Annotated in this window: 2 protein-coding genes; both read right to left on the reverse strand. The window is 59.2% G+C overall.

Features of this window, described 5'->3' with window-relative positions; all coding sequences use genetic code 11:
- A partial coding sequence (locus AN476_RS22730) for a CHC2 zinc finger domain-containing protein (protein ID WP_253279978.1) occupies positions 1-198 on the reverse strand: 198 nt, incomplete at its 3' end.
- 222 nt (positions 199-420) lie between these two features.
- Positions 421-1,287 carry a DUF6456 domain-containing protein gene (locus AN476_RS22215; RefSeq protein WP_054463936.1) on the reverse strand — a complete coding sequence of 289 codons (867 nt, stop codon included), beginning with the start codon at positions 1,285-1,287 and terminating at the stop codon, positions 421-423.
- Positions 1,288-1,415 lie beyond the last annotated feature (128 nt).

Here is a 1,415-nt window from a genome sequence, read left to right on the forward strand (position 1 = left end):
AGGTTCCGTCACATGAAAGGAAGCGGTCTTTTCGCCATGAAAAGGACAGGGCGCCCAATAGTCACCGCGCCTGATGTTGGATTTGCGCATGTCCCAGGTGACGGTCTGTTCTGCAATCGCTCGAAGCGAGACGCGCGCCTTCACTTCATCTGACAAGGCCATGGGATCATTCCTTGAATTGAGGGTCATCAAAAACATGAACGCGCCAAACCTGGGTAAGCTTGATGCCATGTCTGGCAGCCGCTTTGACGGCACGGCGTTGCGCGGCGAGGTCACATTCAGGCCGGTTGCAGATCCAGAGGCATTCCCCGCGCAGAAAGTCCGGCAGGCCAGGCAGTGCATTTGGGGCAAGGGGAAAGCCCAACCCAAAACGTGGGGGCCGTTCCTCGCAGACCTCGCAGAGCGCGGTCATGGGCCGGGTCACGTCAGGGCGCCAGTGTGGTCCAGAGTTTCCAGCGCCAGCGCCACCACAGCCTTTCCAGATCGGGCAGGTATTTTCAGCATGGTTTCCAGTGCCTCAAGTCCCGTGGACTTGCCGCAAACCTCCTCCAAAGCAGATAAAAGGCGCGGTGCAAGGTGTTGGCGTACAATGGAATAAACATCCCCCGTCACGTCCTGGCGTCCCAGATAGATCATCTGGAACTCCCGAGCGATGCGCATATGATCGGCGGTGATCAGGCCGGAATTCTGGCGGTGGAGCATGTCCAGCGATGAGGAGCGCCAGGCCTGTGCGCTGCTGGATCGCTTTGACCGCTTTGAGCAGGTGGCGGTAAAATCGCGCCCGGTGCATTCAATCGCGCTAGGTGTTGGTTTGAATTGCCGGACCTTGCCAGTGATCGCACCCACGGGCGCCAGCCAGCCAAAGGCAAGCCCCGCCAAGGCCACAGAGCGGCGTATTTTGCCCCGGACTTCGCCAGCAACCGTCACAGCGCCGCCTGGCATATCCCCAACCAGCAAGAGGCTGTCTGCCTGCTTCAAAAGCTGGAGCTGAGGGGCGAATTCCTTCGCAAGGTGGGTGGCATTCAGTTTGAGCGCCGCTAGGATGGTCTCCCTGGACAGATGGGCAGAAAGAGATTGCCGGGTGTCTTCCTGGTGGTCTTCCAGAGCCGTGAATAGCGCGTCCCATTCCGGGTGTTCGCGCAGATCCTCACATTTGCGGATGCGACGCAGGACCGTAGAGGCCTGGCAGTCCTGGAGCTTGCCAATTTCTCGCATGGATTTGCCGTCCAGGATGTTGAGGAAATAGGCGGCGAGGACGTTTGGTGAAACAGCCAAAGAGGTGTTCATCAGATTGCCCTCCCTGACAGATCAGAGGCGGGCATCAGGCTTAGCAGCGGGGCGAGTTCCACCGCAGCCCAAGCGCGGCCCGCATTGGTGATGCGCAAAGAGGGTTGGATCTGTCCTGTAGGCTCAAT

Origin of the sequence: Phaeobacter sp. 11ANDIMAR09 (assembly GCF_001294455.1) — a bacterium.
GTDB lineage: Bacteria > Pseudomonadota > Alphaproteobacteria > Rhodobacterales > Rhodobacteraceae > Pseudophaeobacter.